Genomic DNA, 26,521 nt, shown 5'->3' on the forward strand with positions numbered 1-26,521 from the left:
TGGATGCGGAGCAGCCGAGAACACAGCGTAGGCAACCGGAGTGGAGCAGACGATCACAGAACGTTACAGGAACAGGCTCCGGCGCCGTCCGGAGGAACGCGACCGGTGGCCGTCGGCGTCCCGTCCACGCCCGGCCCTGCCGCCCCTCACCTATGTCCGCCTCGGTGAGCGTCCGCTGAGACGCTTTCCCCAACTGCTCGTCGGTCTCGCCCTGTACGGGTTCAGCCTGTCGGCCATGGTCCGCACCTCTCTGGGCGTCAATCCCTGGAGCGTGCTGTACGAGGGGGTCGAGCACCACACTCCCCTGAGCTTCGGCATGATCAGCGCCCTCCTCGGCGTTCTTGTGCTCCTGCTGTGGATCCCCCTCAAGCAGAAGCCGACGTTGGGCACCTTCGCCAACATCCTCGTCGTGGGGGCGTCGTCCGACCTGGGCCTCCTGCTCATCCCCCAGGACCTCGGGCTCGCGACCCGGGTCGGCCTGCTCATCGGGTGTGTCGTCCTCAACGGCCTGTCCGTCGCCATCTACGTCGGCGCGCGCTTCGGACCCGGCCCCCGGGACGGGCTGATGACGGGGGTGTCCGCCGCGACCGGACTCTCCATCCGGCTCGTACGCACCCTGATCGAGGTCACCGTACTCGGCGTGGGCTGGCTCCTCGGCGGGAGTGCGGGCGTCGGCACGGTGCTGTACGCCTTGATGGTCGGCCCGGTCACCCAGTTCTTCCTGCCCCGGTTCTCCTACCGGCGGACCGCCGAACACTCCGTGGACGCGGCGGGCCCACCCTGAAGGGCGTATCCGGCGGCACTCCTCGGCGTGTCGGTCCGCCCCTGCTCCGGAGGAGGCCGGTCTCCCCTGCCCTCGGGGCGCCGCCGGGTCAGGAGCGGGTGGCGAAGGCAGGCGGACGCAGAGTGCCGAAGGCAGTCTCGATCGCTTGTGCGGCACCCAGCACGGGGTCCTCGCGGTGGTGGGGGGCGACGACCTGCACGGCCCAAGGGAGTCCGTCCGTGCCGGGGCCCCGCGCGGGGGACACTGATCGCGGGGTGGCCGGTGTCGTTGAACACGGACGTGCGGGAGATCGGAAGGGTGCGCCGGCGCACCGCCGTTGCCACATCCGGACCTTCCGCGGGCCATGCCGTCGTGGGCACGGTGGGCATGAGCAGCAGGTCGTACTGATCGAAGAGCTGGGCAGTCCAGTGGTTGAGCTGTGAGCGGTGTGCCCAGTACGCGGCGGAGTCGGCGGGAGTGAGGGTGCGGCTGTCGTCGAGCGTGTCGGCGAACCACGGTTCGAAGTCGGCGCGCCGGGCGGTGAAGTCGTCGAGGACGCCGAGGAGTCGGCGGTGGGCCAGGAACTTCTGTCGCAGCCGGGGGCGGGGAAGTCCATGGCCCCGGGCAGGGCCGACTCTTCGTCCCTGACGCTGTTGCCCAGGTCCCTCAGGAGGTCCCCCGTCCGCTCCAGGGCACGCAGCATCCCCGGTCGCGGCTCGGCGATGCCGAGGGTGCGCATGACTCCTACGCGCGCGGAGCGGCCCGTCGAGGCTGTCCCGGTACGAGGCTGTCGGCGCGGGCAGCGAGTTCGGGTCGGCCGGATGGTGGCCGGCTGCCACATCAAGGTGGAGCGGTGTCCCGGACGGTGCGGGCCATGCCGCTCAGGCAGACGTTCTGCGGCCGGCACGGCGTGCCCGAGGGGCCCTGGGGGATGCGGCCGCGGCTCGGCTTGAGACCGACGACCCCGCACAGTGCCGCGGGGATGCGGGTGGAGCCGCCGCCGTCGCCCGCGGTGCCGAGGGCCACGAGTCCGGCGGCCACTGCGGCGGCCGCGCCTCCGCTGGAGCCGCCCGGTGACCGGTCGGGATTCCAGGGGTTGCGGGTGACGCCAAAGGCGTCATTGGCCGTGTGCACGGCGGCGCCGAGGGGCGGCAGGTCCGTCTTGCCGATGATCAGGGCACCGGCGGCGCGCAGCCGGGAGACGTGGATGCTGTCGTGGGCCGCGGGCGGGTCGTCGCGGTAGGCGCTGGTGCCCCGGCTGGCCGGGAAGCCCCTCGCGTCCTCGCGTCCTTGACGAGGACGGGCAGTCCGGCCAGCGGGCCCGGTTCCTCGCCGCGAGTGATCCTGGCGGTGAGGGCCGCGGCGTCGACGAGGGCACGCTCGGGGTAGAGCGCGACGACGGAGCTGAGTGTGGCGTCGGCTGTTCCGATCCGGTCGCAGACGCCCACCCTGCGCGAGATCGCCCCGCACCGAACGGTCGTATGCCACCGGCCTCTGATCACCCCGGCCGCACCAGGGCGGCGAGCGCCCGATCAGTCGATGACCGCGGTGGCTTCGACCTCGACCAGATAGTCCGGAGCGGCCAGCGCCGCGACGCCCAGCAGCGTGCCCGGCGCGACCGGGGTGACGCCCTGCTTCGCGGCGGCCCGGGAAACCCCTTCGAGGAACAGGGGCATCTTGTCGGGGGCCCAGTCGACGACATGGACGGTCAGCTTCGCCACATCCTCGAAGGAAGCACCGACCTCGGCCGGAGCGGTGGCGATGTTGAGGTAGCACCGCTCGACCTGGGCGGCGAGGTCGCCCTCGCCGACCGTGGCCCCGACAGCGTCAACGGCTACCTGTCCGGCGATGAAGACCAGCTTCGAACCGGTTCCGACCGACACCTGCCGGTAGACATCGGTCTCCGGCAGCCCGTCGGGGTTTACCAGGGTGATGGCCATGCGGTCCGTCTCCTTGCCTTGAGTGCACGCGGGCTCGCTTCCACCGGCCCAAGAGGCACGCTTGGTCTCTTGTGGTTACTGAGAAACCGTAGGAGAGCGAAGGCCGGCAGGGAAGAACGCACTTATTGGTGACTGGGGAACCTCCTGGTGACCGAGAGGCCATTCATGGGCTCGCCCAGCAGACGATTCCTGACACCACGTACCCGAGCGGAGCCATGGTGGCCGAGGGGCGCAATCGTGCCTACGACGACCTCGGGAAGAGCCCGCTGCGCGGCACGCCGCTCGCACACGCCGAACTGCGCGCTGGGCGCCGCGCGGGTCCGACGGCGTCTCCGCGTCCGGGAGGCGGCCTACCGTGCGCGGTCGGCCATGAGCGCCCTCATGTCCTTGATCATCAAGGGCCGGAGCTGCTCGGGGGTGTGCGTGGAATCGGCGTAGAAGTTGAAGGAGAACTCGGCTCCGCCGTCGAGAACCGTGAGGATGACGACGGCGCCCTCGCTGAGGTCGATGACCCCGAAGTACGCGCGCTCGCCGAGACCTTCGACGCGTTTCTTGACGATCGTCGGGCCCGTGTTGGTCTCGACGGCCTCGCCGGTGGCCTCGAATTCCGGACGCGGGTCGGTGGCCTTGTGCAGCTTGAGGCGCAGGGTCAGCGTGTTCCCCGCCTCCTGGCTGCCCTTCCCGACGAGCGTGTCGTTGCATTCCGCGACATCCATCGCCCGATGGCGGTGCTCCCCGTGGGAGGAGTCGTCGCCGCGGTCGAAGAGCGCGCCCACGGCGGCCATCTCGGCGTCCGCGCAGAGATTGTCACTCATCCGGTACTGCACCTCGCGAACGTCCGAGGCGCCACCCGCCAGCAGGAATGCCCCGCCACAGACGACGACGGCCAGGGCCGCACCAGCGAGCGCCCACAGCGGACCCCTGCCTCGTCGGGATGGCGCTACAGGGGCCGGTTCCGTGCCCGGCCGGTCTTCGACGGGGCGGGGCTGCTGCGATGAGATCTGCACGCGTGTGAACTTACGTCACGACCGAGGTGGTGCCCCTCCGGGGTCCGGTGGCCGGTCCACGGGCGAAAGGGCAGCCTGAATCCGGCCGGCCCGAACTCCCCTCCCCGGGGACTCCGGGCCGGCCGGGGCACCGGACCGAAGTCGCATGGTGTGACTTACCGCGCCGGCGGGTGAACGGCGGCGCGTTCAGGCGGGGCGGCCTTCTCGGACCCGATACCAACATCGTGACTGGTTGACGGACTTGGGAGTGGGGGCGCGATGCGTACGGAGGTCAGGGCCACGGTCGTCACGGCGGGCCAGGAAGCGGATGTCCTTGTCCGATGCTGCCTCGGTGGCGGCGAGAACGGCGGTGCCGGGGGCGGCGGTGCGGGACTGGGCACCCCGGTCGAGATGGCGTCCTCCCGGTGATGCGGAGCCGGCTGTCCGGGGCACGGTGCCTGCCATGGGCCGCGACGCTCACCTGTCTGGTTCTCGCGACGACCATCAACCACGCGGTCGCCACCCCGGCAGCGGCACAGCCGACGAAGTGCACCGGCGGGAGGACGGACTCACGCGGGCACTCCTCGGTCGACCGATCCGAGATCGCGTGGGAGGACGAGACCCGCTACGACGACGCCCGGCAGTTCGCCGCGACGGTGTGGTCCTCCGACGGACTCGACCGGGTGACCTTCCCGAAGGACGACGCATCACGGATCGCGGACATGGAATGGTCCGACATCAACAGGACCGACGGCACATGGTTCAACGTCGGCGCCGCATGGAGCCCCGGCCCCGGCACCGACTGGATCCGCATGAACAGCGCCTACCTCGGCAAGGGGAAGAAGTTCGGTACGAAGAGTGGGCGGCGCAGGGTCGCGGCCCATGAGCTCGGGCACGCTCTCGGCTTCTGCCACAAGGCGGCGTCCGGGCCGGCGTCTCTCATGAAGCGGCTCCTGGTCGAGCAGCCGACGAACGGCCGTCCGACCCGTTCCGACCGTACGAACTATCACTCACTGTGGGGCTGACTATGAAGAAGACCCGGATCGTGGCCGTTGCCGGAGCGGCTCTGACGGTCATCGTCGCCACCGGCTGGACCGCGTACTCCTACCTCACCCCGGACCGGTCGTTCTTCGAGGCGATGACGCTCCACGACCCGGACGACGACCAGGAGGTCGCCACCGCGGCCCGCGACGTCTTCCGTGCGACCGTCGAGCGCCGCACCGGAACCCGGACCATCCAGGACGTGCCCTCCGACCTCTACGAAGTCCGCGTCATCCGTGCCTACAAGGGCAACCTCACCGGCATTGTCACCATCACCCAGACCACCGGCGGCCCCGCTCTGCGCCCCGGCCACGCCTATGTCATCCCGACCGTGCCCTGGAACAACCCCGAGCACGAACACGCGGTGCTCGCCGAGGCACTTCCCCGCCCCGCCGACGACCCCGACGCACCGGCCAGCACCGTCACCGGCAAGGCCCGCGGCACCATCGACCAGCACTGGACCTGGGCCGCCACCCACCCCTCACCCGGCCTCAACAGCTACCCCTGATCACACCTGCGGCATGCGAGCGTCCACCAGCCGCCGCTGTACTTCCGACACCCGCCGCTGGAGTCGTCCCGGTCGCACGCCCTCGATCCGCATCCACTCGTCGAGGCGCGGCCGCAGATAGCGCGCCATACCCGATCCGTGGCGGCGCAGCGCTGAACGGCTGACCGAGATCTCTTCCTGAATCTCTCTCCGGAGATCGTCGTTCCAGCCCTGCTCCCGATCTTCCCTCTCCAGAGGAGCCTTGAGCATGGCCACCGCCTCATCAAGGGCTGTCAGCAGGTCCATGGCTCCTCCAAGGCATCAGGTGCAACTGGTTCCCGTGAACAGCCCGAGCCCACGGCGCTGAACCTCGTGGACGGCCCCTTCGCGGCTGTGGTCCACTGCGAGCTCACGAGCCTGTCGCATGAAATCGAGTCCGCCGGCCGGCGGCCGGGCCCACGAAATGGCTGAGGGGCATGGGGACCTACCGCTACAAAGTACAGAAGGGCGGCTTCGGGCTGTTCCTCGGGATCGCAGCCGAGGCCACCCTCCTGACCGACCCGCCGACCACGGGGGTCCCCGTCAGCAACCGGGTCTGGCTGGACGCTTCCGAAGTCGACAACGCCTTCTACCGCAACCGGCTGGCGCTCAACGAACGCGAAGTCGCCTGGTTGCGGTTCGGCCTGGGCCGAATATCCGGCGACATCGAACGCGTCGAGTCCAGCCCCTACATCCTGGTCTCGGTTCGAGCCCTGGAGATCTTGGAGGCCGACTACGCAGAGGCAGCCCTCGCTCCGGCCATCGCCGGATGGGCCGCGGAGAGTTTCTCCCTGACACCCCGTCCTTGCGTCGTCAGCCGCGACAGTCCCACCGGCCGGATCACGTACGACTGGGGCGAGTGACCTCCCTGGCCAACAGCGTCGTGCTCGCGGTCAGGCCGCGGGCATTCAGGCAGTCTCCCTACCCGCTGCCCAGTCGATGTGGCAGCGCGACAGCGCCTGCTCGGCCTCAGCGGCGGGCCCGAACAGCCGAGGTAACGGCCAAACCTCAGCCTGATGGCGACACTTCGGCTTCCTGTTCGAATCCTCAGCTCGGCGGTTTCGGCCTCCCCGAAGGACCTCTACCCGAAGGACTTCCGCCCTCGGTGCAACCATGCCTGGCCCCTGCGCGGGTGGGTCGGGAAAACTGTTCGGCCCTCGCCATGCGAAGGGCTAGCGTGCACCGGCATGGACATCGAAGATTCCAAAGACCTTGTCCGGCGTGGGTACGACGCGCTCTCCCTCCGCTATGACCTGGCGTACTCCGCCGAGACGAAGTACCAGCCGTGGATCAGCGAACTGCGCGGTCGCATCCCGGCTGGAGGCACGGTGCTGGACCTGGGGTGCGGAAGCGGAGTCCCCGTCGTCCGCGACCTGACGACCGCGGGCCACCGTGTTACCGGCGTCGACATCAGCGAGGAACAGATCCGCAGGGCACGGGAGTCGGTGCCGCAGGCCGAGTTCGTCCGTGCTGATGCCACGACCGTGGAGTTCGGACCGGCCTCCTTCGATGCGGTCGTCTCCCTGTATGCGCTCATCCACATCCCGATCCAGGAGCAGCTTCCGCTGCTGGAGAAGATCGCCGGATGGCTGCGCCCCGACGGTTGGTTCCTGGGCACCACCGGCCATCGGGCCTGGACCGGCGTCGATGAGGACTGGTTGGGTGGCGGGACCCCTATGTGGTGGAGCCATGCAGACGCCGCCACGAACCGGAGCTGGATCACTCAAGCCGGTCTCACCGTCGAGAGGGAAGAGTTCGTGCCCGAAGGCGACAGCGGGCACGCTCTGTTCTGGGCCAGACGCCGCTGACACCCTTCCAGTTGCTGTCCCCGATCGGGGACTCCGGCTCCGGCCCGGCCTGAAGGCTGCATCGACTCAGCCGGTACCTTCCTGGCATGACACATGAGTTCGATATGACGCGGTCGCTCGCTGCGGGTACGGAAGACCGCAGGGCCGCCTGGGTGTTCATCCGGGGGTTCGTCGCGGACTGGGTGAAGGCGCTCGGTGATGACGATGGCTGGGGCGAGGCGGATCTCGTGGCCGCCGAGGAAAGGCTCGGCATCCAGCTGCCGTCGGCGCTTCGAGAGGCGTATCTGCTGTTCGGGCGTCGCCGTGACCTCACCAGCAACCATGACCTCCTGCTCGGCCCGTCCGAGCTGTACGTGGACCAGGCCGGGGAAGCGCTGGTCTTCCGGCATGAGAATCAGGGAGCCGCGTCCTGGGGAATCCGGCTCGGCGAGCTGATGGACGAGGACCCCGCCGTGTTCATCAGGGCCGACTTGGCCGACAAGGCTGCCGAATGCTGGGAGGGGTGGATGGAACGGCTGTCTCTGTGCTTCATCGAGATCGTGCTTTCGGAGGCTCTGCAGGCCGACAACGAGCTCTGTGACTTCCTGTGCGACTTCGACGACGTCACCGTTGCCCTGCTGGAACAGAACTGCACCCGGCTACCGTTCCCGGCCTGTCCGAGCAGCGAGAAGGAACACGGCACCCGTTGGTTCCTCGGCGCCGATGTGCTGCTGCGCGACGACGGAATGGCCCTTGTCGCCCGCGGCCGCACCGAAGCGGCCCTCGACAGCCTGCGCGACCTGCTCCCCGGCGACTGGCTCAACGACTTCCGGTAGATCACTTCCGGCCGTCTGCCGGCCGGCCCCGTGCCGACTGATCACGCCGGCTGGTCCGAGGGCGTCGGTGCACCGGCTCATGCGTGGTCGGCCGGGCTCGCCGGTGGTGCGGACTGACAGAATGGGCTCATGAACGCAGTGGACCTTGGCGACTTCGTTGTGCGCCGCGCGAATGAGTCGGAGTCGGGCGCGCTGGTGGAGATCGACTCGGTCGCGGTCGAGGGTGACGTCGAGCGACGGGCGAACATCCGAAAGTGGTGCGAGCAGGGCTTGGTGATCGTGGCGGAGGACGCGTCCGGCCTGCTCGGCTACTGCGTGGTTGAGTACACGTTCTTCGAACAGGGCTTCGTCACGATGCTGATGGTGGCGTCAGCAGCCCGCGGGAGGGGCGTTGGCCATCGGTTGCTGGACGCCGCGGCCGCCTCGTGCACGACCCCGAAACTGTTCACCTCGACCAACGTGTCCAACCAGCCGATGCAGCGACTGCTCCAACGAGCCGGCTGGAGCCCGGTCGGTCTTCTCCACGGCCTCGATGAGGGCGATCCCGAGCTGTTCTACCTTTGCCGGCCGCAGAGCAGGCCGGTCTGAGACGGACCCCACCGAGGAGATCGGTGGAGGGGGGTTCCGGCTTCGCCCAGGAGTGAGATCCGAGGTCTACGTGGGGCTTGCCGGGGCCTGGTCGTCGGATTCCCCGACGTACGCGGACGCCTGGTCGGCGAAGGTGGTTCAGACCTGTCCGGTCCTCACCTCATGAGGCCGACGGTCACTGTCCGTGATGCCATACTCGGACGGTAGATCCGCATGAGTCGGCACGTCGCCCGAACAGACCCTGCTTCATCCTGCGCTGACGCCCCCGCATGTCCAGGTGGAAGGACCGCCCATGACGCTCCAGGCCGAGAAGACCACCATTCACCCGGACACCGCCTACAAAGCGTGGCTCGGTCACACCATGACTTGCTCCGCCTGCCGGACCACCACCACCTGCGCCACCGCCGTCCGCCTCGGCCGTACCTGGCGCGAGACCCGCCAATAGCACCACGCCCACCCGGTGTCGAAGCAGGTCCGCGCCGACCGGCCACGGAGCACGGCCGCAGACCGCGTCGCTCGCGCCGCGGACGTCACGGACTTCCGCCATCCGGCCAACTCTCCGGTACGTGGCACGCGAGTCGCTGATCCTCTGCGCGGTGGACACGGTGCGGTGCAGCGGGTACCTCGCCCCGCCACGGAGGTCGGCCTGAGTCAGCCGCGTCCAGCGCGTGGGGAGGGGTCCGTCGCCCGGCCGCCCCCACACAGGTCGGCGCCGCGTCGCTTCGTCGCGTGACCCGGCCGACCCACGTCGTACCCACCCCGCCCGAACTGATCCGGCGGTCATGAGAGGCCCGCTGCCACGACCGTGCCGGGGGCCTTCCAGCACTTCCGCATTGCGGGTGCCTTCCAAGTTCACTGAACGGGTGGAAGAGCACAGCAAGTTGGTGATCTGATGTCCATTTCTGCCCGTTCACGTCCGCGCACGTCACCGCGGTGAAGCCGAAGGACACCCAGGACGGATCCCATACAAAGGCGGCAAGAGTGCACGAAGAAGAACGGCCCACGCATCGGCTGAGGCCACGGTCCGGCCCGGTGGCAGGAGACACGCCTGAATCCGCTGAGCTCGCGAAATGGTTACGTGCGCGCGTAGCCGGACTGACCATGCAGCAGCTGGAAGACCTGTTCCCCTACCCTCGCGCCCAGTGGAGCGAATTCCTCAAGGGTCACAAGCTCATCACTCTGTGGCTGCTGGAGAACGTCGTCACCAAACTGGTCCCTCCGCAGGACCAGCATCGGCAACGGGGCATCGGGCGCCAGCTGTTGAAAGCCGCCGAACAGGCCGACGCGGCTCGCCGAGCGGCCGGATCCGCTGCTGATCCCCCCGATGGCACCGTGAACGAACTCCAGCTGCGTCTGGACGACGCACGCCAAGGTCAGATCAGGGCACAGGCGACGGTGCAGGGTCTCACCCAGCTCATCTATGCCTTCGTGAGCGCGATGGCCGACCTCAAGCAACGCTGCAGGAACCTGGAGACCGAACGGGACACGGCACGTCGGCAATTGCGCCAGCAGGAGGCCAGCACCACCGCCAACCAGCAGCGCGCCGCCGAGAACAGACGGCGCGCGGCCGGGAATCAACAGCGCCTGGCCGAGACGGAGGAGCGTCTGGCCGAGGCCGAGAAGCAGTGCGCACAGGTCGAGGAGAGGCTGGCACGCGCCCGCCGGGAACAGCAGGAAGCCGAAGACCTGCGTATCGAAGCACTTCAGCGGGCCGAGCAGCGCCGCCGCGCCTACCAGCAGCGCACCGGGAAGGACAGTCCGGCCGGATCCCCCGGTGGGGACAGTGACTCGGTGCCGCCGCCTCAGCCGTGGGAGTACGACCGCTTCCTCGAAGCCGCTGACGCGCAGCTCGACTCGTACGACGCCCACATGGACGCCATTCGTGAGCAGATCGGCATCCCGGCCCCGCCCGCATCCGAGGGCCCCCGGACCATTCCTGGCGAGGCTGCCCCCGCTCCCTCCACGGACAGCACCGGCACCGCGGACATCACCCCTGGTCTCTCCGCCGTGCCGGAGGACAACAGCGCCGACAACAGCGGCCGGAACGGTGGAGACATTCCCCCGGCGGGCAGATCCGGATCACCGGGCGGCCGAAGAGGCAGAGGATGGCACCTGGCGCTGATCAGCACGACCTGCCTGGCTCTGCTGGCCGGCGGCTGGCTCGCCTGGGACCAGCTGCGGGATGAAGGAGAGAAGGCCTCGCCGGACACCCATGGCCCCCAGCGGGAAACCGACGACGCATCCCTGCCGGAGTCCGGCGTACTTCAGAAGGCGAAAAACAACGAAAAGATCAGAATCGGGGTGAAAGCCGACCAGCCCGGACTGAGCGAGAAGTCCGGCAACAAATGGTCCGGATTCGATATCGATTTCGCCAGGAACATCGCGAAGGCACTGGGATTCGGAGACAGGATCAAATTCATTGCAGCCGGTTCCCGCAGCCGGGAGGACATGCTGCAGCACGGGCAGGTCGATATTTTCGTAGGAAGTTACAGCATCACCCCAGGCCGTAAGACCAAGGTGGCTTTCGCGGGCCCCTACCTCTCCACCAATCAGGGGGTCCTGGCAGTGGAGGATTCGAGCGACACCACCAAGAGCCGCATGGTGGAGGGAGGGAAAATAGTGACGAAGGAGGTCAACAGCCTTGAGGAGTTCCCCAACGGAACAAAAATCTGTACAGCGAGCGAGTCGATCTCCAAAGAGATCTTGGACAAATTTCCGGAAAAAGACTTCGCCGTCGATGACAGCAAAACCGACTACAAGGCTTGCGTGGAAGAGCTCAAAGAATACCGGAGCACTTCCGCCACATCCTGGAAGACCCACGTAGTGGTCACGGACAGAATCATCCTTTCCGGCTTCCTGCCCCGTAACCCTGACCTAAAAGTGATCCGCGACTACTTGAAAGGAAGTACGACTCACTGGGGTGTGGGCATGAAAAAGAACGACCCCGCCCTGCATCGCCTCGTGTGCAAATCCATCGCAGAACAGATCGAGAACAAGACCTGGGACGATCTGCGCGAGAGCCACCTTCAGGAGGGCATCGACAAGGCGATTCCCACAGATATTTACGTCACCGCCCCGCAAGAAGAACAGCGGACCGAGTGCCGCGACAAGTAAGGTTCTTGGGCACGAAACCCTTCAGCGCTCTGCGGGGTGTGGACGGCACGAGCGGCTTCGCCCACTGACGCAACGGACAACACACCAAGCAGTTCGAGCCGAGTTTCATCCACAACAAGCCAACTCCGCCACACTCCACAGAGGACCCCGTTCAGGAGCGGCTCGACGCAATCCCATGGACCGGGAGTATCGCTGAGTTCCCGACGCGCGTGCCGTGTCCGTCGCCATAGCGCAGACCCCGCGCTACGGCGCGGACCCACGCGCCGCGGCGCCACCCCCTGGCGCACGCCCTCACAACCGGCCGCTCCGACCTACGGGCTCCCTGGCGGGCGCGCGAACGCGCCAACGGAGCGATCCCGCCAGGGTGAGGGTGATCAGGCGCTCCCCTCGGCCGGGAACCAGTTGATCATCTCGTTGTGCAGGGCCAGGGGCTGATCGTCGGACGAGAGCCAGTCCGTCTCGCCCCGGCGCCACTCGTAGTCCCGATGACGGGCCGCGATCTCCTCGACGAGTTCGGCGGCCAGCCGGGAGGCTTCGTACAGGTCCTGGTCAGTGGTCTGGGAGCTGGCGGCGACGATCAGGCCGCGGACCTCGGCGGAGTGACCGTAGCGGAAGGCTCCGGTGCCGAGCAGGTGCGGATCGGTGTGGACGGACGTCCCGTTGTTGCGGCCCAGGCGCCGGTGGGCCGCGGCCTTGGCGGCCGCCTTCGGCAGGAACTGGCGCGCCTGGTCCCCGACCGTGATGGCACCCAGGACCGCGTCGGCGTGGCCGGCCTGCGCGTCGGCCGTCGGGTCGAGGATGACGAATCCCATGGCGGGGCGGGGGTAGGGCCCGCGCGGCGCCTTGCCGAGGTCGGCGGTGTGGTTCCGAAGGATGCTCTCGGCGCGACGGTGTCCGAGGTCCGACAGCAGCTCGGTGAGTTCGACGTCGTCCAGCATGTATCGGTAGGGGTTGCGGCGCACGGCTGCCTGTACGCGCTGGGTTTCGGTCATGTCATTCTCCGATGCCGTCGACTTGGGGAACTAGAAGGCGAGTTGGGGTGTTTCGGAGCGGCCGGATCCCGGCCCTCGGACGCGCCGGCGGGCGACAGTTTCTGGACACACAGGGGGGCCAATTCCGGACGTTGCCCGCCCTTCGGCCCCAGGATTCATGGATGCCGTCTCCTGAACCGCGATCCCCAACTCGCCTGGGGGGTACGGGATTGGCCATGTGGTCGTGTCGAAGCCGCCTCCCCGAGACAATCCGGAATGGTCCACCCCGAGTTCAACCTCGGCCCGTCGCCCGAGAGATCATGCACTCCCGCCAGCCCCTTGGCAACGCCGTTGTATCGCACAGTGAGCTCGGCAACTGCCGCCATCCCCCCTATGACCAGGGACGATGACTCATCGATGAAACTCCAACTGTCGCTGGGCGTACGGACTCCGACGGATCTCGAAGACCGAACGGCCTTGACCCCCGGGCAAGGCGCCTCGTAGGCTCCAGTTCGCCTGCAAGGTCTAGACCAGCCATTCGCGATTCGATTCTCTTCCGTAGACAGCTTTCTCTCCGTGCCGCGCCGAGCGGGGCCGGAGAGGCAGTGAAGGAGTTGTTGAGTTTGACCACGCAAGTGTTTTCCAGGACTTTAGAGAAGTTTTCCGATGACGGGTTCACCCCCCTGGGGGAGGTGATCTCCCCCGGCGAACTCGCGGTCTACCGGGACATCTATGACCGTCTCCTGAGCGGTGACATCGAATCCGGAGACAAGAGATCCGATCTGGGCTCACACGTTCCACGCAAAGAGGGTGTACGGGAGAACATCACCCAGATCATGTGGCCCTCGGCGCTGTATCCGCCGCTGTGCGATCTCCCGTTGCACCACAGGGCCCTCACCATGGCCCGTGAACTCATCGGCGCGGACGCGGAACTCGATTTCGACATGATGATTCACAAGGCCCCGCACACGGACGTTGCCACGCCCTGGCACCAGGACGCGGCCTACTGGGTCGACATGCCCGATCGCCGCGCCGTCTCGATCTGGGTGGCGCTGGACGACGCGGATCTCGACAACGGCTGCATGTGGTACGTCCAGGGCTCCCATCAGAAGCCACTGCGACCGCACCGCCCCACGAGCGACGGCAAGAACATCGAATGCGACTGCTCCGAGGACGAGCCGGGTGCCACGCCCGTGCCCGTACGGGCAGGAGAGGCGGTGGCGCACTCCGGGACCACACTGCATTACTCGCGCGGCAACACCACGGACGGCACGCGACGCGCATACATCCTCAACTACCGCCCCGCCGCCATGATCCAGCTGGAGCGGGAGCGCGGCGCCGACCACGGCCTCAACGAGAACGTGCGGCAGGTCCGTAACCCGGACGCGGCCGAGGACTGACCGGCACGGCCCGCGGCAGCCTGCGCGCCCCGCGCGCTCTGCCCACCGCGCAGACACTTCTCCGTCCAGCCGGGCCGGCCGATGGGCCGGCCCGGCCCTCAACGGCCAGAAAGGCATGCCGTGAACGCTGTCACGTTGACAGGCGCTGTGATGACCCACCCCAGGAGAATTGCCGCAGCCGAGGAGGTCGCGGCGAAAGACTCACAGGGGCGTATTCGCGTCGTCGTGGACCCGGACCCCACAGGCCCGCCCACCGCGCTGCGCACCGCGAATCCGTCGTGGAACTGTGTCGGGGACGCGGCGACACATCACATCGTCTTCCAGGACGATGTCCTCCTGGCCGAGGAATTCTTCGCTTACGTGGAGAAGACCGCCGCCGCCGTTCCGGGAGAGGCTGTCGCCTTCTACGAAGGGTGGGAGGGCAGGAACAGCGGTGTTGTGCGTCTGGGGGCCCTCACCGGGGAGCATTGGGCGTACGCGATCGACGAGCACGTCCCGTCGCTGGCGCTGATGCTTCCGGCCGACGCCGCCCGGGGATACGCCAGGTTCGCCGCGGAGCACGGTGACGGGTGGCCGTACGACGTTGTCATTCAGCGCTATCTCAAGACGCTGGGCATTCCGGTCAGACTCGCCGTTCCCTGCACGGTCGACCACGACGACGTGCCGAGCCTCGCGGGGAACAGCAAGCATGGGTGGCGGCGGGCAACTCTCTTTTCCAGCAAGGCTGTTGACGTCACCACGTACGCGTGTGCGTCGTTCTCCGTCGTGCCGTTCTACCAGTACGGGGAATCCAAGTGCGCGGTGCGCAGCGGCGCGCGCTGGGAGTACCTGGACACCGACCGCTATCTGCGCCGAACCGGCCTGGCCGAGCGCTGCGACGGCGACTTCGCCGAAGCAGGCGCGGTCGCCGAAGCAGGCACAGCAGGCGGAATGGGCGAGCCCGGTCTGCCCGCCGTCGTGCGCCGGCAGGTGTGGCTCACTGCCTTCGCGACAGGCGTCGTCGTCGCCGGTCTGACGGAGCAGGACCCCGACCCCGAGACGGCCGGAGCCGTGATGGACTCCCTCGGCCCCGGTGGGCTGTGCGAGGAGTACACCGGCGCCGAACTTCTTCCCATGATTCCCCTGATCAGGGAACTGGCCCTGGCCGCCTTCGCATCCGGCCGCGCGGCCCGCCGGGCCGGAGGCGACACCACTCCCCCTGCCACCGCCGCGACGGCGGGCGTCGTGGTCACCGGTGGCAGTCCGGCGTTCGGTGAGCAACTGGCCGGGCTGCTCACCGACGCGGGCTGCGGCGCGGCGTATGCCGGACAGCTCGGCCCACAGCAGGACAGGGATGTACGCGCCCTGGTCCACCTCGGTGATCCGCACAGCGGCCACTCCGTGTCCGACCTGCTCGCCGATGCCGAGAAGCTCGGGATCGAGCGTCTGGTCCATGTGAGTTCGGCAGCCGTCTACCGCGGCGCGGGCACCGGCGATCGCGCGGAGGACGCGCTCTCCACGCAGCCGCACGACGCGGAGGCCCGCGCCTGGTGGGACGAGGAGCAGGAATGCCTGCGCTGGGGCAGCGAGACCGGCACCCCCGTGCAGATCCTGCGCGTCGCCGAGCAGGTGGGAGCGCACGCACCGCTGCGCGGCGTGCTCGCCACCTGGATGCTGCGGGCGTGGACGCGCCGCCCCATGGTCCTGGTCGAAGGGCGCCACCACCAAGTGGTCGACCACCGCGACCTGGCGGAGGCACTCGCCGCCGTCCTCGCCGGGCCCGTACACTCCCCCGTCTACAACGTGGCCTCGGCGCGTTACGACGAGACCGAGTTCGCCGGGCTCGCCGCGGAGACGGCGCGGCGCACCCCCTGGGAGCAGGCTGCCGACGCCGGTTCGCCGCACACGCCCCCCATGTCCACCGCCCTGATCACGGCCGAGACCGGCTGGCAGGCATCGGCCCCGGTACGGAACGGGGCACGGGCACAGGCCCAGTGGCTGGCCTGCGACACCCACGACCACATCCCCGGTGCCCTGCGGCAGGACACCGATGCCTGAGGAACAGCAGACTCTCCGGCCGGAGAACACCGCGGAGCCGGGTCTCTTCTCCCGGCAGTACGCCGCCGCCACCACGACGTTCAGCGTAGTGATGTTCCTGACCGGGTTCGCCGCGCTGGCCGTGGTGCCCACCCTGCCGACCGCCGCCCGGGACCTGGACGGCGTATCCCTGTTCCCGATGGTGGCGGGCTGCTTCGTGGCCGCCAGCCTGTTGGGCGGGGTCATGGGCGGCCACTGGGCCGACCGGTCCGGGGCGCGCCGCCCGCTGGCGCTCGGCATGGTCCTCTCGGTGGTGACACTGCTGGTATCGGCGTCCAGCGTGTCGATCTGGCAGCTCGCGATCGGCCGCTTCGTGGACGGTCTGGCGGCCGGCATGGTCGCGGTGTCGGTGACCACCGCGATCGGCCAGTCCTACCCGGAATACCTGCGGCCCCGGATGCTCGCGATGATGAGCGCGAGCTGGGTCATCCCGTCGCTGGTCGGGCCGCCGCTGGCCGGTGTGGTCGCCGAGGTCTGGTCCTGGCGTGTGGTCTTCTACGGTCTGGCCGTCCTGACCGCGCTGCCCGCCCTGGCCCTGGTGGTCGTGCTGCGCGGAGCCCCTGCGGGGGGCCCGGACTCGGAGCCCGCCGATGCTCCCCCCGCGGAGGAACGGGCGGCGCGCCCGCCGCTCATGATCGCGGCGATGCTCAGCCTGGGCGCGGCACTCGGCCAGTACGGCGTGTCAGAGTGGGACGTACGCCACCTGGTATTCGTCGCCGTCGGCGTCGTGCTCCTGGTGACCTTCGCGCCGAGACTGCTGCCGAAGGGTACGTGGCGCAGTGCCCGGGGACTGCCGACCGCGGTACTGCTGCGGGGTCTGACCTCCGGCACCTACTTCACCGTCGAGGCACTGGTGCCGTTGATGCTGATCACCGAGCGGCACGTCGCCGCGGTGGCGGTCGGCGTGGCGTTCACCGCCTCCGCGGTGTTGTGGGCCGGCGCTTCCTGGGTGCAGGGCAAACTGCTCCAGCACGTCGCCCGGCACCGCCTCGTCACGGCCGGCGCCCTGATCATGACCGCCTCCGTCGCCTTCGCGGTGCTGGGGAGCTTCTCGGCCGTGCCGCCGCTCACCGCGGCAGCGGCCATGCCCCTGGCGGCGATCGGGATGGGCCTGCTCGATCCCTGTGTCACCGTGCTGTCCCTCTCGCACAGTGCCCGGCACCGGCAGGGGCACACCACCAGCGCCATGCAGACCAATATGAACCTCGGTCAGGTCGTCGTCCTGGCACTGGCCACCGCGGTTCTCAACGCCTGTCTCGCTGTGGGGACTTCGACGCTCGACGGCTATGCGACTGCCTTCGCGCTCCTGCTCGTGCCGACCGTTCTGGTCGCTCTCCTGGCCGTCCGCGCACGCAGCAACTGAACGCTGCCGCCTCATCGGACCGGTCCGGACTTCTCACCTCCAGCAGTACTCCACCCTTCCGAAAGGGAACGTTGTGCGAAGTGACCTTGTCGTCATAGGTCTCGGTTACGTAGGTCTTCCTCTCGCGGTGGAAGCCGGCCGCTCCGGTCTGAGCGTCATCGGTCTCGACCGTGACGCGGCGACCGTCGCGCGGCTCAACGACGGTGTCTCGCACGTGGACGACATCGACGATGCCACCGTGGACGGTCTGCGGGCCCAGGGCTTCTTGGCGACCACCGACGAGCGTGTCATCGCCGAGGCGGACACCGTCGTCATCTGTGTGCCCACCCCGCTGTCGACCCACGGCGGACCGGATCTGACCATGGTCGAGAGCGCATGCGCCATGATCGGCCGCCAGTTGCGGCCCGGAACCCTGGTCGTGCTCGAATCGACCACCTACCCCGGGACCACCGACGAGGTGGTTCTGCCCATCCTCGAACAGTCGGGTCTCACCGCGGGCACCGACTTCCACCTGGCCTTCTCGCCGGAACGGGTCGACCCCGGCAACAAGGTCTACGGGATCCGCAACACGCCCAAGGTCGTCGGCGGGTACTCATCCGCCTGCGCCACCGCCGCCACGGCCTTCTACGGAAAGATCGTCGACCAGGTCGTCCAGGCCGCCGGTACCCGCGAGGCCGAGATGGCCAAGCTCATCGAGAACACCTACCGGCACGTCAACATCGCGCTGGTCAACGAGATGGCGATCTTCTCCCACGAGCTCGGCATCGACCTGTGGGACGCCATCTCCTGCGCCGCCACCAAGCCCTTCGGCTACCAGGCATTCCGGCCGGGGCCGGGGGTGGGCGGACACTGCATCCCGATCGACCCCAACTACCTGGCCCACAAGGTCCGTACGCTCGGCTACCCCTTCCGCATGGTGGAGCTGGCCCAGGAGATCAACACCCGGATGCCCCGGTACGTCGTCGAGCGGGCGCAGCAGCTCCTCGACAGCAGCGGCACCACTCTCAGCGGGGCACGCGTCCTGCTGCTGGGCGTCACCTACAAGGCGGACATCGCCGACCAGCGGGAGACCTCCGCCCGTGACGTCGCCAGAAGGCTCCGCACCCTCGGCGCGGAGGTCTCCTACCACGACCCCTACGTACGCGACTGGGAAGTGGACGGTACGCCGGTCCCCGAGGCCCCTGACCTGGTCGCCGCCCTGGACCGGACGGATCTGGCGATCCTCCTGCAGCAGCACAAGGCGTTCGACATGGCCGAGATCGAGGGCCACGCCCCGCTGCTCCTCGACACCCGTGGCTCCGCGCGCCCGCAGCCGCACATCGCCCGCCTGTAGGACCCCCGTGGTGCCGGACATCCATTTGTAGACCCGGGCACGATGCCCGATCAGTTCTCAGGAGTACTTCTCATGTGCGGTATTGCAGGGTGGGTAGACTTCGCGCGCCCCGTGGACCAGGATCTCGCGCGGACCATGACGGCCACGATGGCCCGCCGCGGACCCGACGCGGAAGGTCTCTGGACCGGGGACCATGTCGCCCTCGGGCACCGGCGTCTCTCCGTCATCGACCTGGAGGGCGGCTGCCAGCCCATGGTGGCCGAGGAGGCGCCCGGCTCGCGAGCCGCGCTCACCTACAGTGGCGAGACCTACAACTTTCAGGAACTCCGCTCCCAACTGAAGTCGTTGGGGCACCACTTCACCAGCCGGAGCGACACGGAGGTCGTTCTCCGCGCCTACCTCCAGTGGGGCGCCGGCCTCGCCACCCGGCTCGAAGGGATCTATGCCTTCGCGGTCTGGGACATGGACCGGGAGGAACTCGTCCTCGTCCGGGACCGGATGGGCGTGAAGCCGCTGTACTACGCCGAGACTCCGTCCGGGGTGCTCTTCGGGTCCGAGCCCAAGGCGATCCTCGCCCATCCCGAGTTCAAGGCGGTGCTGGACGCCGACGGGCTGCGGGACATCCTGTCGGTGGCCAAGGTGCCCGGACACGCGATCTTCCGTGGCATGCGGGAGGTACCGGCCGGCTGCACGGTACGGGTGAACCGCGCGGGCCTCACCGAGGACCGCTACTGGCAGCTGGAGGTGGCCGAGCACACTGATTCGCTCGACCGGACCATCCACACGGTGCGCGAACTGCTCGAATCCGTCGTCGAGCAGCAGATGGTGTCCGACGTGCCGCTCTGCACGCTCCTCTCCGGCGGCCTCGACTCCAGTTCCCTGACCGCGCTCGCCGCCCAGGTCACCCGACGCAAGGGCCTGGGACAGATCCGCTCCTGCTCGGTCACCGACCCGGACCTCGACGGCACGGCCGGAGCGGGGGCGAACGAGGATCACATCTACGCCCGTCTGCTCGCCGAGCATGTCGACTCCCTCCACAGCGAGCTGCCCCTGCACGCCCCGGACCTGCTCGCCCCGGACCTGCGGGCATCCGTCCTCAATGCCTACGATCTCCCGATCGCCAAGGGTGACGAACACGCCTCCCTGCACATGCTGTTCGGGATCGTCCGCGGGCATTCCACGGTCGCCCTCTCCGGGGAGTGCGGCGACGAGGTGTTCGGCGGGTACCGCTGGCAGCGTGACCCCGACGCGGTGTTCTCCGCCACGTTCCCCTGGGTGCACGAAGGCCGCCACAACTACCAGGGCAACGACGTCGTCTTCACTCCGGACCTGCTCGCCAAGCTCGACCTCGACGCCTACGAGCGCGACTGCCACAGCAAGGCGGTCGCCGAGATCTCCGCGGGCGACCACCTCGACGACCCCGCCGAGGCCCGCTACCGCGAGGTCACCTACCTCGCCCTCACCCGCCACGCCCAGGTCCTCTTCGACCGCAAGGACCGCATGAGCATGGCCTGCGGACTGGAGGTCCGGGTGCCCTTCGCGGACCACCGCCTGGTCGAGTACACCTTCAACGTCCCGTGGGCCATGAAGAGCTTCGACGGACGCGAGAAGAGCCTGCTCCGCGCGGCCATGAAGGACCTGCTGCCCGAGGCGGTCGCCCAGCGCGTCAAGACCCCCTACCCGTCCATCCGGGCCGACGCCTACAACCGGACGCTCCGCGAGCGCCTGGCCGACGTCGTCCTCACCGGATCGAGCCCCCTCGCCCCCCTCTTCGCCCCCCGTCTCGGAACACAGATCCGCCACCATGGTCCCGCCGCCCTGGAGGAGGGGATGAGCCGGGCTGCCCTGGAGACCACGCTGCAGCTCGACGGCTGGCTGCGTACGTACGACGTGGACATCACCCTCTGACACGACACCCGAACAGCCCCGGACACCGTTCCCGTACGGGAACAGCCGCCGCCCGGAGAAGCGTTGCACCGCGCTCTCCGGGCGGCGGGCCGGCGAGGGGGCAGGGACGGGTCCGTGGACCAGAACGCGCTCAATGCCCCGGTCACGTACGGGTGAGACGGACTGCTGCGACGGGGCAACAGGGCCTGTTCGCCGTATGCAGACAATTCGCCCGCAGCAGAAAACGGGCGGCCGCCCCTCGACAGCCGTCTAGCTTCGCACCATGAAGCCCCTCCGGATCACCCCTGCCATCTGGCAGTTGTCCTTCCCCGTCGGACACGTCCACATCGTGCGCCTGCCGGACGGATACGCCCTGATCGACACCGGAATGCCAGGGTCCGCCCCGGCGATCCTGGACACCCTGGAGCAGCTCGGCGGCCGTCCACAAGACGTGCGGCAGATCGTCGTGACCCACTCGCACGTGGACCACATGGGCTCCGCCGCAGATCTCGTCGAGGCCACGGGCGCCCGTGTGCTGGCCGGTGCACTGGACGCCCCGGTCATCCGAGGTACCGCCGCCGAACCCGAGCCGGTGCACACCGCCTCGGAGCATGCCCTCCATGAGCGGATCTCGGCCGGCTTCACGGACGGGGACATGCCACCTGTGCGACATGTGGCGGTGGACATCGAGCTGCATGACGGCGACACCCTCACCGGCTGGTCCGAGCCCGTCCGCGTCCTGCATGTGCCGGGCCACACCCCGGGAAGCATCGCGCTCCACCTCACCGCCGGCAACGTGCTGTTCCCGGGCGACACCATCGCCACCGCGGAGGGCCGGGCCATCCTCGGCCCGTTCAACGTGGCCAGGGAGCAGGCCATCGCCTCCTTCCGAAGGCTGGCCGCGCTGGAGGTCGAAACCGTGTGCGTACCCCACGGCGAACCCTTGTTGGCCGACGCGAGCGCGGTGCTCCGGGCAGCGACTCCGGAGAACGACTGGGTGTGAGCGTCGGGATACCGAAGAGCCTCCTCTGCTCCACCACGGCATACCGTTCACTCCCCGGCTGCACAGCCACGACAAAGAGGTCCACCGCCGGTTCGGGAAGCGCCGTGGAGGCGACGCCGATTACGCCTTCACGGCCGTCGTTGGCTGCGTCGCGGGGGCGTCGGTTGTGGCTGCGTCGGTTGCGGCGTTGGCGTAGCGGCGGGCCAGGTGCGCGAAGGCGTCCTTGAGCTCGGGCGGCCCGACGACCTCGATGCCGGCGTCGAACCTGCCGAGGGAAGCGGCCAGGCCGGGCCATGACCACGAGCCCATGACGAGCCGGCAGCGTGTCGGGCCGAGTTCCTCGACGACCGCGTCACAGGTGTAGCCGGACACGACGGCGGCGGGCAGGTCGAGGATGACCTCGCCTCGGCAGGGCCAGTCGCCCGAGCCGTCCGAGCCGTCGGAGCCCCGGAACCTGCCGGCGACAAAGGCGGCCACATCGCCTCCGGGCAGCTCGCGCGAGGTGAAGCGGGGCCCGTTGGGGGCGCGTGGGGTGATGCGGTCGGCACGGAAGGTGCGCCAGTCCTCCCGGTCGAGGTCCCAGGCGACGAGGTACCAGCGCCCGCCCCAGGTGACGAGGTGATGGGGCTGCACCCGGCGCGGAGGCGTGTGCACGCCCTTGCCGTCCTCCCCCGGTGGTGACGTGGGGGTGTAGTCGAAACGCAGCACTTCGCGGGCGTGGACGGCGGCGCCGATCGCCATGAGCACGCTGCTGTCGACCTTGGGGTCCGGTCGGGCCGCGGACCGCGCGACGGCAGTGACCTGGAGGGTGTCGATCCGGTGGCGCAGCCGTGCGGGCATGACCTGACGGACGGTGGTCAACGCGCGCGCCGCGGCTTCCTCGATACCCGCGATGGTGGTGGTGGCGACCTGGAGTGCGACGGCGAGGGCGACGGCCTGCTCGTCGTCGAAGAGCAACGGGGGCAGGTCCGTGCCGGCGTCGAGCCGGTACCCGCCGTCGGGGCCCTTGACCGCCAGGATCGGGTAGCCGAGTTCGCGCAGGCGGTCCACATCGCGGCGCACGGTGCGGGGGCTGATCTCCAGCCGCTCGGCCAACAGCGCCCCCGGCCAGTCCCGGCGTGCCTGGAGCAGCGAGAGCAGTGAGAGCAGTCGCGCTGAGGTCTTCGGCATGGCCCCATATTGCCTCAGGAAGCGGCCATATTCTGTCCTCTTCTCTTGCGAGTGTGGTCCGCCGACGGTGAGCGCGCTGTCCCTGGGAGGGCTGATCAAGCATGTCTCCCCGGGTCCGTGGTCCCGCTGGGCCGGACCGTCGATTTCCCCTATGCACAGTACGGAGACGAACATGTTCAACGCCGCCGACACCGCACGCGCGTCGCTGCGCCGACGATCGGCCGACGGGCGTGCTGCGGCATGAACCCGATGACCGTTCTCGATACCCGGGCGCTCAACCGCGCCACCCTTGCCCGGCAGTTGCTGCTCGATCACGCCGACGTACCGGTCCTCGACGCTGTCGCGCACCTCGGCGGTCTGCAGGCGCAGGAACCGCAGGAACCGTTCGTCGGCCTCTGGTCGCGGCTGCGGGCGTTCGATCCGGCGGAGCTCTCGGACCGGTTGGTCCGACGGAGCGTGGTGCGGACCCATCTCATGCGCCGTACCGTCCACCTCGTGACCGCCGACGACGCTCTGGCCTGGCGGGCCCGCCACGGCGCCATGCTGCGTCAACGGGTGCTGGGAACCTACCGCCGGGAACTCGACGGGATCGACCTCGACGAACTCGCCGCAGCAGGACAGGCGGTCATGTCCGACGGCGAGCCGCGCTCGATGACCGAACTCGCGCGGGCCGTCGCCGAGCGCTGGCCGACGCCGGGGCCGCGCGCACTGGGCGAGATGCTGATCGCCGCCCTCCTCCCGGTGGCACAGCTGCCGCCGCGTGGGCTCTGGCGGCAGAAGGCAGGAGTGCGCAACGTCCTGCTCTCGTCCTGGCTGGGACGCGAGATCGCCGCTCCCTCCCCCGACAGCTCCGATCCTGTGGGCCAGGCGCTGGTACGACGCTATCTGGCCGCGCACGGTCCCGCGGCCTCCGCCGACCTGCGCGCCTGGTGCGGTCTCGCCGGACTTCCTGCGGCGATCACCGCGATGCGCGAGGAGTTGGTCACCTTCCGCGACGAGAACGGTCGTGAGCTGCTCGACCTCCCCGACGCACCGCGCCCCGACCCCGGCACACCTGCCCCGGTACGGTTCCTGCCGGCGTTCGACAACGCGATCCTCGGCTACCAGGACCGCAGCCGCATCATCGACGACGCCGACCGCGGCCTGTCGGTCGCCGGTGCTCGCGTCGTTCTGGTCGACGGCCGGGTCGCCGCGACCTGGAGCGTCGAGGCCGGCACCGTGATCGTCACACCGCTTCACCGTCTCTCCCGAGCCGACCGCACCGATATCGCCGAGCAGGGCCGGGCACTGGCGTCGTTCCTCTCCGACGGCGACAGCCACGGCGTACGGATCGCCGCTTCCGGCTGATGAGCTCGCACCCACGGGCTGCTTCCGGGGCAGGGCGGTGACGGCTGACCGCGGTGCGCGTACGGCCCGCATCGTCCTGCCCCCTCCGGGCGAGTCAGGTGAGGTTCTCCTCCAGGCGGGTCAGGTAGGCGTCGATGAAGTGGTCCCGGATGCCGTCCGTGGTGGGGGCGAACATGTCGGCCGTCGCACCGCTGATCCTGTCCTGGATACCGGGGATGAGGGGCATCCGGTCACGCAGGGCGCCCAGTGCGTCGAAGTAGCGCAGTTGATCGACGTGGGCGAACAGGGGTGCCGGAGGGACCTGGGGGACGATGTCGTTGTTGTTGACGAACCGGTGGGTGCGATTCTTGAGAGTGGTGTTGTAGGCACTGGCCAGCGTGCGGTCGCAGGTCCGTGGCTGCCCGTAGGTGAAGATCCCGGCGGGGAGGATGCCCGCCTCGAAGTGGAGCCGGGAACCTGCCAGCATCGCCAGCGCACCACCGAGGCTGTGCCCGGCCAGCCACACGCTCTGGTCCCGGTCGGTGAACTCGGTGACGGTGTCGCGGACATGCGGGTACACCGATGCGAGTGCCTGATGGAATCCGTAGTGCACGAATCCCTTTCCACCGGGTCCGGGGACGGGCGGAGTATTGGTGTCGGAGAGCCAGTCCTGGATATTCATCGGCTCGGTCCCGCGGAAGGCGACGAGCACCATGTGCTCGCTCCCCGCGACGTACGCCTGGGTGTCCTCCAAGGGGAAGGGCATCGCGTGCGGCGAGACGAAATGACGGAACCGGTCGAAGCCCCAGCCGGAGAGTTCCTCACGGGCCGCGTCAGCATCCTGATAGGCGGCACGGGCCGCCCTGGCCAGCCAGTAGGCATGTGCGAGGTCGTACCCGCTCTGGCGGTGATCGAGGGCGGGAATGGGCACGGAAGCCTCCAGATGCGACGGATGGATCGGGCTGCTTCGCATCCTTGGGCATCAGGCCCCGCCAACGCCCGCTCCCGCTCACCCATTCGGACGGCGCGCGGAAGCACCACCCGGCCGGCCCCCGTCGGTGTCCGGTTCTCGCGTCCCCAACACCGCCGCCCGCCCTCTGAACGCGGAACCGCGCATGGTGTGTCAGAGGCCGCCCGTGTGAAGAAGGCGGTTGGGTGAACCCGCGCCCGGCGAGATCACGGCCCCTGTCGTCGAGGCGTCGGTGAGGCGACGGGTGATCTCCTGGGGAGTGGCCCGGGGGTCCTGCTCCTTGAGGAGTGCGGCCGCGCCGGCGACGTGGGGGCTCGCCATGGACGTACCACTGAGCGTACGGGAGCCGCCGCCGAGCCGCGCGGAGACGATGCCGACTCCGGGTGCGTACAGCGAAAGGCACGGGCCGAAGTTGCTGAAGCCCGCCTGGTGGTCCTGCCGGTCGACGGCGCCGACGGCGAGGGCCTTCTCGGCGCGGGCCGGCGAGGCGTCGCAGGCGTCCTGCGCGTCGTTGCCGGCGGAGACGACAGGCAGGACACCGCGATCGGCCACCGCGTCGGTCGCGGTGTCGATGGCACGGGACGCCGAATCGCCGATGGAGGCGTTCAAAACCGCCGGTGGCTGGGCGTGCCCGGCGATCCAGTCGAGTCCGGCGATGGTCTGCGCCGCGGTGCCGTCACCGGTGCAGTCCAGCACGCGGACGGCGACAAGGGAGACCTCACGCGCGACACCGAAGGTCCTGCCGCCGACCGTTCCGGCCACGTGGGTGCCGTGGAAGTGGCAGTCCTGGCCGTTGCGCCCGTCCTGGACGGCGTCGAATCCCACGGTGGCACGCCCTTCGAACTCGGCGTGCGCGGTCTCGATCCCGGTGTCGATGATGTACGCGGTGACGCCACGGCCCGTGCCGGTGACGGTGAACTGGCCGTCGAGGGGAAGACCGCGCTGATCGATCCGGTCCAGACCCCAGCTCCCCGCCTCTGCCGCGGCTCCGCTCCCCGCGGCCCCCGCACGTCCGGTCGTCCTGTTCACCGCACCAGGCGACGACATCACGTCGATGGTGATCTCGCTGTTCTCCTCAATGGCCTCGACGGCGGGAAGGGTGCGCGCGAGGCGTAGTTGGAGCGGCGTGAGAACGGAGGCGAACCCACGCAGCGCTGTGCCGTACGTGAACAGAGGTCTGACACCCAGTTTCCCGAGCACGTCGTCGGGCGAGAAGGTGGGCTTGACCGTGACGATGTACTCGCCCGGCACCGCCCGGACAGAACGTTCCACCCCGAGCGGGCTCCCGCCGGGCACGTCCACCGCGCCCGCCGTGCCGCTCACCGGGACCAGCACGAGAACTAGAGCCGCCATCCAACGCATACGCACGCGCATACACACTCCGTCGAAGATGAGGAACCGAGCACCGACGGGCGCCGCCATGATCCGTCGGCGCGCCCTC

At 69.0% G+C, this 26,521-nt stretch carries 25 protein-coding genes and 1 pseudogene; 17 read left to right on the plus strand and 9 right to left on the minus strand.

Annotation, left to right across the window (positions count from 1 at the left end; translation table 11 throughout):
* Positions 1-40: 40 nt before the first annotated feature.
* On the plus strand, positions 41-784 hold the full coding sequence (gene yczE / locus A6A29_RS12055; RefSeq protein ID WP_241838429.1) for a membrane protein YczE: 744 nt from the start codon (positions 41-43) through the stop codon (positions 782-784).
* An 819-nt stretch (positions 785-1,603) separates the two neighbouring features.
* Here yczE and A6A29_RS46415 read toward each other — a convergent pair.
* From A6A29_RS46415 to A6A29_RS12075, 4 genes and pseudogenes are all read right to left on the minus strand, one after another.
* Positions 1,604-2,026 (minus strand): annotated as a pseudogene (locus A6A29_RS46415) (amidase family protein); the annotation flags it as partial.
* The gene (locus A6A29_RS48000; protein ID WP_107468196.1) at positions 1,936-2,265 is read right to left on the minus strand and encodes an amidase family protein; all 330 of its coding nucleotides are present in this window, start codon (positions 2,263-2,265) and stop codon (positions 1,936-1,938) included. The gene A6A29_RS48000 and the pseudogene A6A29_RS46415, both read right to left, overlap by 91 nt.
* A 30-nt stretch (positions 2,266-2,295) precedes the next feature.
* Entirely contained in the window at positions 2,296-2,703 is a 408-nt protein-coding gene (locus tag A6A29_RS12070; protein ID WP_073720038.1) for a RidA family protein, read from the minus strand.
* 350 nt (positions 2,704-3,053) lie between these two features.
* Complete coding sequence (locus tag A6A29_RS12075; protein ID WP_073720039.1) at positions 3,054-3,518, minus strand: hypothetical protein; 465 nt, start codon at positions 3,516-3,518, stop codon at positions 3,054-3,056.
* A 450-nt stretch (positions 3,519-3,968) separates the two neighbouring features.
* On the opposite strand from A6A29_RS12075, the gene A6A29_RS45215 reads away from it, so the two are divergent.
* Genes A6A29_RS45215 through A6A29_RS12085 form a run of 3 tightly spaced genes read left to right on the plus strand, consistent with a single transcriptional unit; the run spans position 3,969 to position 5,238 of the window.
* Positions 3,969-4,118, plus strand: a complete 150-nt coding sequence (locus A6A29_RS45215) for a hypothetical protein (RefSeq protein ID WP_158074388.1) — start codon at positions 3,969-3,971, stop codon at positions 4,116-4,118.
* Positions 4,118-4,714 carry a matrixin family metalloprotease gene (locus A6A29_RS12080; protein WP_073720040.1) on the plus strand — a complete coding sequence of 199 codons (597 nt, stop codon included), beginning with the start codon at positions 4,118-4,120 and terminating at the stop codon, positions 4,712-4,714. Before A6A29_RS45215 ends, A6A29_RS12080 begins: the two co-directional genes overlap by 1 nt.
* Positions 4,715-4,716: 2 nt before the next feature.
* Complete coding sequence (locus A6A29_RS12085; RefSeq protein ID WP_073720041.1) at positions 4,717-5,238, plus strand: hypothetical protein; 522 nt, start codon at positions 4,717-4,719, stop codon at positions 5,236-5,238.
* Here the strand turns inward: A6A29_RS12085 and A6A29_RS12090 are convergent, their stop codons facing one another.
* Complete coding sequence (locus A6A29_RS12090) at positions 5,239-5,523, minus strand: hypothetical protein (protein WP_073720042.1); 285 nt, start codon at positions 5,521-5,523, stop codon at positions 5,239-5,241.
* A 170-nt stretch (positions 5,524-5,693) separates the two neighbouring features.
* On the opposite strand from A6A29_RS12090, the gene A6A29_RS12095 reads away from it, so the two are divergent.
* From A6A29_RS12095 to A6A29_RS12115, 6 genes are all read left to right on the plus strand, one after another.
* Entirely contained in the window at positions 5,694-6,119 is a 426-nt protein-coding gene (locus A6A29_RS12095; RefSeq protein ID WP_073720043.1) for a hypothetical protein, read from the plus strand.
* Between the two features lie 324 nt (positions 6,120-6,443).
* Positions 6,444-7,064 (plus strand): class I SAM-dependent methyltransferase, encoded by a 621-nt coding sequence (locus tag A6A29_RS12100; protein ID WP_073720044.1) that lies wholly within the window; start codon positions 6,444-6,446, stop codon positions 7,062-7,064.
* An 86-nt stretch (positions 7,065-7,150) separates the two neighbouring features.
* Entirely contained in the window at positions 7,151-7,879 is a 729-nt protein-coding gene (locus tag A6A29_RS12105) for an SMI1/KNR4 family protein (protein ID WP_073720045.1), read from the plus strand.
* 129 nt (positions 7,880-8,008) lie between these two features.
* Positions 8,009-8,467: a GNAT family N-acetyltransferase gene (locus tag A6A29_RS12110; protein ID WP_073720046.1), complete on the plus strand. Its 459-nt coding sequence runs from the start codon at positions 8,009-8,011 to the stop codon at positions 8,465-8,467.
* Positions 8,468-8,759: 292 nt separating this feature from the next.
* Entirely contained in the window at positions 8,760-8,912 is a 153-nt protein-coding gene (locus A6A29_RS45220) for a hypothetical protein (protein ID WP_158074389.1), read from the plus strand.
* Between the two features lie 656 nt (positions 8,913-9,568).
* Positions 9,569-11,581, plus strand: coding sequence for a transporter substrate-binding domain-containing protein (locus tag A6A29_RS12115; RefSeq protein ID WP_073720047.1), 2,013 nt, complete (start codon positions 9,569-9,571; stop codon positions 11,579-11,581).
* A 374-nt stretch (positions 11,582-11,955) separates the two neighbouring features.
* On the opposite strand, the gene A6A29_RS12120 is transcribed toward A6A29_RS12115, so the two are convergent.
* Positions 11,956-12,573 (minus strand): hypothetical protein, encoded by a 618-nt coding sequence (locus A6A29_RS12120; RefSeq protein WP_073720048.1) that lies wholly within the window; start codon positions 12,571-12,573, stop codon positions 11,956-11,958.
* A 671-nt stretch (positions 12,574-13,244) separates the two neighbouring features.
* Here A6A29_RS12120 and A6A29_RS12125 point away from each other — a divergent pair.
* From A6A29_RS12125 to A6A29_RS12150, 6 genes are all read left to right on the plus strand, one after another.
* Positions 13,245-13,952 (plus strand): phytanoyl-CoA dioxygenase family protein, encoded by a 708-nt coding sequence (locus A6A29_RS12125; RefSeq protein WP_241838430.1) that lies wholly within the window; start codon positions 13,245-13,247, stop codon positions 13,950-13,952.
* Between the two features lie 150 nt (positions 13,953-14,102).
* Positions 14,103-15,989, plus strand: coding sequence for an NAD-dependent epimerase/dehydratase family protein (locus tag A6A29_RS12130; protein ID WP_073720049.1), 1,887 nt, complete (start codon positions 14,103-14,105; stop codon positions 15,987-15,989).
* Positions 15,982-17,391: an MFS transporter gene (locus tag A6A29_RS12135; protein ID WP_073720050.1), complete on the plus strand. Its 1,410-nt coding sequence runs from the start codon at positions 15,982-15,984 to the stop codon at positions 17,389-17,391. Before A6A29_RS12130 ends, A6A29_RS12135 begins: the two co-directional genes overlap by 8 nt.
* Before the next feature lie 73 nt (positions 17,392-17,464).
* Positions 17,465-18,724 (plus strand): nucleotide sugar dehydrogenase, encoded by a 1,260-nt coding sequence (locus A6A29_RS12140; protein WP_073720051.1) that lies wholly within the window; start codon positions 17,465-17,467, stop codon positions 18,722-18,724.
* Positions 18,725-18,796: 72 nt separating this feature from the next.
* Complete coding sequence (gene asnB / locus A6A29_RS12145) at positions 18,797-20,632, plus strand: asparagine synthase (glutamine-hydrolyzing) (RefSeq protein ID WP_073720052.1); 1,836 nt, start codon at positions 18,797-18,799, stop codon at positions 20,630-20,632.
* A 262-nt stretch (positions 20,633-20,894) separates the two neighbouring features.
* Positions 20,895-21,614: an MBL fold metallo-hydrolase gene (locus tag A6A29_RS12150; protein ID WP_073720053.1), complete on the plus strand. Its 720-nt coding sequence runs from the start codon at positions 20,895-20,897 to the stop codon at positions 21,612-21,614.
* Positions 21,615-21,734: 120 nt separating this feature from the next.
* On the opposite strand, the gene A6A29_RS12155 is transcribed toward A6A29_RS12150, so the two are convergent.
* Positions 21,735-22,784 carry a helix-turn-helix transcriptional regulator gene (locus A6A29_RS12155; RefSeq protein WP_073720054.1) on the minus strand — a complete coding sequence of 350 codons (1,050 nt, stop codon included), beginning with the start codon at positions 22,782-22,784 and terminating at the stop codon, positions 21,735-21,737.
* Positions 22,785-23,033: 249 nt separating this feature from the next.
* On the opposite strand from A6A29_RS12155, the gene A6A29_RS12160 reads away from it, so the two are divergent.
* Entirely contained in the window at positions 23,034-24,131 is a 1,098-nt protein-coding gene (locus A6A29_RS12160; RefSeq protein WP_073720055.1) for a winged helix DNA-binding domain-containing protein, read from the plus strand.
* A gap of 94 nt (positions 24,132-24,225) precedes the next feature.
* Here A6A29_RS12160 and A6A29_RS12165 read toward each other — a convergent pair whose 3' ends face one another.
* Together A6A29_RS12165 and A6A29_RS12170 are read right to left on the minus strand one after the other, a co-directional pair.
* A complete protein-coding gene (locus A6A29_RS12165; protein WP_073720148.1) occupies positions 24,226-25,041 on the minus strand; it encodes a lipase family protein in 816 nt (271 codons plus the stop codon).
* A gap of 192 nt (positions 25,042-25,233) precedes the next feature.
* On the minus strand, positions 25,234-26,454 hold the full coding sequence (locus A6A29_RS12170) for a S8 family peptidase (protein ID WP_073720056.1): 1,221 nt from the start codon (positions 26,452-26,454) through the stop codon (positions 25,234-25,236).
* Between the last annotated feature and the right edge of the window lie 67 nt (positions 26,455-26,521).

The sequence above is a fragment of the Streptomyces sp. TSRI0281 genome (assembly GCF_001905125.1).
Classification (GTDB): Bacteria; Actinomycetota; Actinomycetes; order Streptomycetales; family Streptomycetaceae; genus Streptomyces.

Excerpts from the sequence above, each read along its gene's own strand:
- A6A29_RS12090 (WP_073720042.1), bottom strand. The coding sequence starts at position 5,523 with ATGGACCTGCTGACAGCCCTTGATGAGGCGGTGGCCATGCTCAAGGCT.
- A6A29_RS12120 (WP_073720048.1), bottom strand. The coding sequence starts at position 12,573 with ATGACCGAAACCCAGCGCGTACAGGCAGCCGTGCGCCGCAACCCCTAC.
- A6A29_RS12130 (WP_073720049.1), top strand. The coding sequence starts at position 14,103 with ATGACCCACCCCAGGAGAATTGCCGCAGCCGAGGAGGTCGCGGCGAAA.
- A6A29_RS12155 (WP_073720054.1), bottom strand. The coding sequence starts at position 22,784 with ATGCCGAAGACCTCAGCGCGACTGCTCTCACTGCTCTCGCTGCTCCAG.
- A6A29_RS12105 (WP_073720045.1), top strand. The coding sequence starts at position 7,151 with ATGACACATGAGTTCGATATGACGCGGTCGCTCGCTGCGGGTACGGAA.
- A6A29_RS12150 (WP_073720053.1), top strand. The coding sequence starts at position 20,895 with ATGAAGCCCCTCCGGATCACCCCTGCCATCTGGCAGTTGTCCTTCCCC.
- A6A29_RS12080 (WP_073720040.1), top strand. The coding sequence starts at position 4,118 with ATGCGGAGCCGGCTGTCCGGGGCACGGTGCCTGCCATGGGCCGCGACG.
- A6A29_RS12070 (WP_073720038.1), bottom strand. The coding sequence starts at position 2,703 with ATGGCCATCACCCTGGTAAACCCCGACGGGCTGCCGGAGACCGATGTC.
- A6A29_RS12160 (WP_073720055.1), top strand. The coding sequence starts at position 23,034 with ATGACCGTTCTCGATACCCGGGCGCTCAACCGCGCCACCCTTGCCCGG.
- A6A29_RS12170 (WP_073720056.1), bottom strand. The coding sequence starts at position 26,454 with ATGCGCGTGCGTATGCGTTGGATGGCGGCTCTAGTTCTCGTGCTGGTC.
- A6A29_RS12110 (WP_073720046.1), top strand. The coding sequence starts at position 8,009 with ATGAACGCAGTGGACCTTGGCGACTTCGTTGTGCGCCGCGCGAATGAG.
- A6A29_RS12100 (WP_073720044.1), top strand. The coding sequence starts at position 6,444 with ATGGACATCGAAGATTCCAAAGACCTTGTCCGGCGTGGGTACGACGCG.
- A6A29_RS12075 (WP_073720039.1), bottom strand. The coding sequence starts at position 3,518 with ATGAGTGACAATCTCTGCGCGGACGCCGAGATGGCCGCCGTGGGCGCG.
- A6A29_RS45220 (WP_158074389.1), top strand. The coding sequence starts at position 8,760 with ATGACGCTCCAGGCCGAGAAGACCACCATTCACCCGGACACCGCCTAC.
- A6A29_RS12085 (WP_073720041.1), top strand. The coding sequence starts at position 4,717 with ATGAAGAAGACCCGGATCGTGGCCGTTGCCGGAGCGGCTCTGACGGTC.
- A6A29_RS45215 (WP_158074388.1), top strand. The coding sequence starts at position 3,969 with ATGCGTACGGAGGTCAGGGCCACGGTCGTCACGGCGGGCCAGGAAGCG.
- A6A29_RS12135 (WP_073720050.1), top strand. The coding sequence starts at position 15,982 with ATGCCTGAGGAACAGCAGACTCTCCGGCCGGAGAACACCGCGGAGCCG.
- A6A29_RS12115 (WP_073720047.1), top strand. The coding sequence starts at position 9,569 with ATGCAGCAGCTGGAAGACCTGTTCCCCTACCCTCGCGCCCAGTGGAGC.
- A6A29_RS12095 (WP_073720043.1), top strand. The coding sequence starts at position 5,694 with ATGGGGACCTACCGCTACAAAGTACAGAAGGGCGGCTTCGGGCTGTTC.
- asnB (WP_073720052.1), top strand. The coding sequence starts at position 18,797 with ATGTGCGGTATTGCAGGGTGGGTAGACTTCGCGCGCCCCGTGGACCAG.